Annotated in this window: 4 protein-coding genes; 2 read left to right on the top strand and 2 right to left on the bottom strand. The window is 64.1% G+C overall.

Translation table 11 applies throughout. The annotated features are described in order from the left end of the window. Positions 1 to 14 precede the first annotated feature (14 nt). Positions 15 to 896 (bottom strand): DUF2510 domain-containing protein, encoded by an 882-nt coding sequence (locus tag AAFP05_RS05170; RefSeq protein WP_341728787.1) that lies wholly within the window; start codon positions 894 to 896, stop codon positions 15 to 17. A gap of 107 nt (positions 897 to 1,003) precedes the next feature. Here AAFP05_RS05170 and glnA point away from each other — a divergent pair, with 107 nt between their 5' ends. After that, a complete protein-coding gene (glnA, locus tag AAFP05_RS05165) occupies positions 1,004 to 2,338 on the top strand; it encodes a type I glutamate--ammonia ligase (RefSeq protein WP_341728786.1) in 1,335 nt (444 codons plus the stop codon). Between the two features lie 29 nt (positions 2,339 to 2,367). Here the strand turns inward: glnA and AAFP05_RS05160 are convergent, their stop codons facing one another. Next, a complete protein-coding gene (locus AAFP05_RS05160) occupies positions 2,368 to 3,117 on the bottom strand; it encodes a sterol carrier family protein (protein WP_341728785.1) in 750 nt (249 codons plus the stop codon). Between the two features lie 104 nt (positions 3,118 to 3,221). Here AAFP05_RS05160 and AAFP05_RS05155 point away from each other — a divergent pair. Further along, positions 3,222 to 5,269 (top strand): bifunctional [glutamine synthetase] adenylyltransferase/[glutamine synthetase]-adenylyl-L-tyrosine phosphorylase (locus AAFP05_RS05155; protein ID WP_341728784.1); only part of this gene is annotated, 2,048 nt, incomplete at its 3' end.

Below are 5,269 nucleotides of genomic sequence, written 5' to 3'. Positions count from 1 at the left end.
CCCGCCCGCGCGCGTCAGTCGACCCTCAGCGTGGCGATGCAGTTGTCCACCAGCGTCTGCCGCGCGGTATCGCCGATGGTCACCGATGAGAAGAAGACGCCCAGCTTATTGGCCTGGCCGATGTCGATCACATAGATGTCAACGAGATCGCCTTCGATCTCGGGCATGTCCTGCGACGAGATGCGCACCTCGGAACGTATATGCCAGGCGGAATGCCCGTCGATCGTGGTCGCCTCGTTCACCTGATCGATCCGTTCGGTGAAGTTCAGGTAGTAGCCGGACGATGCGTAGCACTCCATCGACTGCCGCGCCGCGATCTCCGGGGCGTCGAAACCGTCCGAGTAGTTCAACTGACCCACCGCGACATTGCTCATCCAGCCGGTCCGAACGGGGTCCTCCTGGGTATGCAGGTCGGACACCCATTGCAGATACATCGAGTAGTCACCCCAGCCGGGCACTCGCTGCACCGAGATACCGCCGCCGTGCAGTCGTCCGTCGTTGCCCTGCCTGGTCTCGTCATCGTTGGAGGTGACCGGGCAGGCGATCGCGCTGGCGTTTTGGGTGGGAGGAGGGGTCGGCGACGAGGTTTCGTCCCAACCGCTGACCGTCGGTGTGGACGAGTTGGTGTCCTCGGGAGTATCACCCCACGGCGTGCTCCTGCTATTGCCGAAGACGAACCAGGCGATGATCAACGCCGCGACGATCGCGATTGCACCGAGGATCAGCAGCGTCCGATTGCCACCCGACGAACCTCCCCGCGCACGGCTGTTGCCGCCCGAGCCCGGAGCAGGATCGGAAGGATTGGCGGTCGTCTCGCTGGACCACGCGGAGCCGTTCCAATAGCGGAAGCGACCTTGAGCGCCAGCAGGATCGGGGTACCAACCAGGCATCGACATACCATGCAGTGTATGTGGCCTGCGGGGCGCGAGCCCTCGGCCGCGGCCGAACCGGCCTGTGATGGCACGTTCCCCGATCTGGCGCAGATGCTGGCAGACTTAAGGTCATGGATCGTCAGACCGAGTTCGTTCTGCGCGCTGTCGAGGAGCGCAACGTCAAGTTCATCCGCCTGTGGTTCACCGACGTGCTCGGGTACCTCAAATCGGTTGCCATTGCCCCGGCTGAACTCGAAGGCGCTTTGGCCGAGGGCATCGGCTTCGATGGCTCGGCGATTGAGGGCTACGCCCGCATCTATGAAGCGGACATGATCGCCCACCCCGATCCGGGCACCTTCCAGTTGCTGCCCTGGCGCACTCAGGCCGGGACCGCACGGATGTTCTGCGACATCTCGATGCCTGACGGCTCGCCGGCAATGGCCGATCCACGCCACGTCCTCAAGCGTGCCCTCAAGCGGGCCGCAGACATGGGCTTCACGTTCTACACCCACCCCGAGATCGAGTTCTTCCTGCTGCGCACTCCGCTGGAGTCAGGCGTCGAACCGATCGCGCTCGACAATGGTGGCTACTTCGACCACAACACGATGGACGAAGGCACTGACTTCCGCCGCGATGCCATCAACATCCTCGAGCAGATGGGCATCTCGGTCGAGTTCAGCCATCACGAGGCAGCACCGGGCCAACACGAGATCGACCTGCGTTACGCGGACGCGCTGGAGATGGCCGACAACATCATGACCTTCAAGGTGGTGCTCAAAGAGGTCGCCATCTCGCAGGGCATCAGGGCGTCTTTCATGCCCAAGCCGTTCACCGACTTCGCGGGTTCGGGCATGCACACCCACATGAGCCTTTTCGAGGGTGACCAGAACGCGTTCTACGACGCCACCGACGAACTTCGGATGAGCAAGATCGGAAAGCACTTCATCGCCGGGCTGCTGACACACGCCGCCGAAATCACCGCCGTCACCAATCAATGGGTGAACTCGTTCAAGCGGCTCGCCTGGGGCGGTGAGGCGCCCAGCTATGTCTGCTGGGGACGCAACAACCGTTCCGCACTCGTACGCGTCCCACTCTTCAAGCCGGAAAAATCCAGCTCGGCTCGGGTCGAATACCGCGCCATCGACTCGGCCTGCAACCCGTATCTCGCCTATGCCTTGCTCCTCAATGCCGGTCTGGACGGCATCGAGCGAGAGCTGCCACTGCCGCCCGAGGCCGAGGACGATGTCTGGTCGCTCACCGACCGCGAGCGGGCCGGGTTGGGTATCACCTCGCTGCCTCGCAACCTGGAGGGTGCGGTCGAGCTCATGGAGAACAGCGAACTGGTCGCGGAGACCCTCGGCGAGCACGTCTTCGATTTCTTCCTTCGCAACAAGCGGGCCGAGTTCGATTCCTACCGCCGCGAGGTCACACCGTGGGAGCTGCGTACTCTGCTGCCGAAGCTTTAGGTTTAGGCGGCTCGCCCTGCGCTGGATGATCAGCGGATCTTGACGATCGGGAACATTCTGGCCGTCTCTGCGGCGTGCACGCCGGAGGACGTCAGAGCGCCGGCCTCGATGGCCCGTGACCAGCTTTGTCGGCCGGTCGCCAGTTGCCAGAACGCCTGAGGTTCGAATTCCACCACGTTGGGCGGGGTGCCGCGGGTGTGTGACGGGCCCGCGGTCAAGGCGCCCACCTGAACCGCAGCATATGGGGGAATACGCACTTCGATGGTGTGCCCTGGATAGCGTTCGGTCAACACCTGGGTGAGTGCGTGCACCGATTCGGTCATGGCGGGCCGCTCGGCGATCTCGAACTCGTCGATCGACAAATCGACCACGACGATCACATTCGCGCGCAGATAGTCGGTCAACCGGACGGTGCCGAACCTGCTTGCCACGGTATCGGGCAGGGCGTGGTTGCCCAGCGCATCGGCCAGTTCGCAGACCAGCGGTTCGAGCTGGCGGGCCAGCGTGACCGCCGGTTCGTCGCCCATGATTGCGTTGACTCTTTCGGCGATGTCATCGATCGCGCGGGAGCGCTCGCTCAGATGGTCACTCAGCGACATCGGGGTGCTGCGCGCCTGCGAATCCAGTGTGACCAATGTCTCGTTGACCAGGTACATCAGGCGTCCGAGGCCGTATCGAGACAGTGTGACAGGCGAGTTCACCAATGCGTTCAGTTGGCTGAGCATGGACGAGCAGATCCGGACCATCGACCGGTTGGCTCGTCCTGCCACGTCTATCATCCCCATACCGTAGGCGTCGAGTCTGATCTGCAAGCAACGTACCCGTGACGAACAGATGACTCCCACGCCCAAGTTTAGGGCGCCAGCGACTAGGCTGATTGACCATGAGCGGACGCACCAGCACTGCGGCGGGTGATCTTGCCCGGCGTGGTTTCGGCGACGCCAGTCGTGCCCTGCGAATGGTGGAGGCCATCGTGTCCAGGCACCCGGTCCACGCCGATCCCGAAGGGTTGCTCGGCATACTGGGCGGCGCGGCCGATCCTGACCTGGCGTTGCAGGGCATGTCGGCCCTCGATGAATCCGACCCGCAACTGATCGCGGAAGTCCTCATGGACGACGGCTGGCTGCAGCGGCTCGTCACCGTGCTGGGCGGGAGCCAGGCGCTCAATCAGTTCGTCAGAGCTCATCCGGACGCGGCGCAGATCATCAAGGCAGCACCGCACCGTTTGACGCCGGCGCAGTTGCGAGCCGAGATGCTGACGGTCGTGGGCGGCCCGGGCGAGTGGGGCGACAATCTGATCCTGGACGATCCCGACGCACCCAATCGGCTCCGGCTCGCCAACAAGTGCCAGCTGTTGCGGATCGCCGCCCGAGACCTGAGCCATCCGAAGCCTGTCGAGATCGTGGAAGAGATCGCCGCAGAACTCGCCGATCTGGCGGATACGGTGATGGGTCTGGCGCTCGCGTGCGCCAGGGCACAGGTGCCCAACCAGCAGAAGACTCGGTTGGGAGTCGTGGGTCTCGGCAAATGCGGTGCCCGCGAACTGAACTATCTGTCGGACATCGACGTGCTCTATGTCGCCGAACCCGCGGACGAGCAGACCGGCAATGAGGAAGCCATCCAGATCGCGACCAAACTGGCGGCCGCGATGACCAGGATCTGTTCGGCGCATTCGGTGGCGGGTACGATCTGGCAGGTGGACGCGGCGTTGCGTCCCGACGGAAACGCCGGCCCACTGGCCCGTACACTCGCCTCACATCGCTCCTACTACGAGAGATGGGCAAAGAACTGGGAGTTCCAGGCGATGCTCAAAGCCAGGCCGATGGCCGGCGATCTGCAGCTTGCCCAAGATTTCGTCGACATGGTCTCGCCGATGGTCTGGCAGGTGGGCGGTCAGCCGAACTACATGACCGACTCGCAGGCGATGCGCCAACGCGTCATCAACCTGATCCCGGCACGCGAACGCGAACGAGAGATCAAGCTGGGCGCCGGCGGCCTGCGCGACGTCGAATTCAGCGTCCAGATGCTGCAGCTCGTCCATGGACGCGCCGACGAACGGCTTCGCACCTCGGCGACGCTGCCATCGCTGGCGAGGCTGGTGGAATACGGCTACATCGGGCGCGCCGATGGCGTCAACCTTGATGAGTCGTACCGATTCATGCGGGTGCTGGAGCATCGGGAACAACTCTTCAGGCTGCGCCGCACCCACCTGATGCCCGAAGAACCGGTGGAGCGACGCAGACTGGCCCGCCAGATGGGCCTGCCTGACGGTCAGAAACTGTGGGAGCTGTGGCGCCATGTCGCCAGGCATGTGCAACGACTGCAGCAGCGGGTCTTCTACTCGCCGCTTCTCGAGGCCGTCAGCAGACTCTCCGGCGATGAACTGAAGCTGTCGCCCGAAGCGGCCAGCGACCGGCTGCGCGCCCTCGGCTTCAGCGATCCGGTTGCCGCCCTGCGCCATATCGCGGCGCTGACCACCGGCCTGAACCGCACCGCGGAGATCCAGCGGCAGCTGATGCCGGCCATGCTCGGCTGGTTCAGTGATGGCCCCAACCCGGATCTCGGCCTGTTGAGCTTCCGCAGGCTGTCGGACGAGATGGGCTCCACGTCTTGGTACATGCGGGCGCTGCGCGACGAAGGCTCGATGGCCGAACGACTGGCCAGGATCTTGTCGACCAGCCGCTATATCAGCGACCTGCTGCGCCGCGACCCGTCGGTGGCTCAGCTGCTGACCAGTGACGAGATCGTCCGTCCGCGCACCCGTGCGGACCTCAACGACTCGATGGACAGGATCGTCGAGAGACACGCGGGTTCGCCGGAGCTGGCCATCAACGCGGTGCGGTCACTGAGGCTGCGCGAGCTCTTCCGGATAGCCGCCGGCGATTTACTGGGCACGAGGGACCTGAGCGCTGTGGGATCTGGACTGAGCGA

Source organism: Brooklawnia sp., assembly GCF_032229645.1.
Lineage (GTDB): Bacteria > Actinomycetota > Actinomycetes > Propionibacteriales > Propionibacteriaceae > Brooklawnia.
Note: the sequence above shows the minus strand (reverse complement) of the source record. Positions and strands in the feature narration are given on the sequence as shown.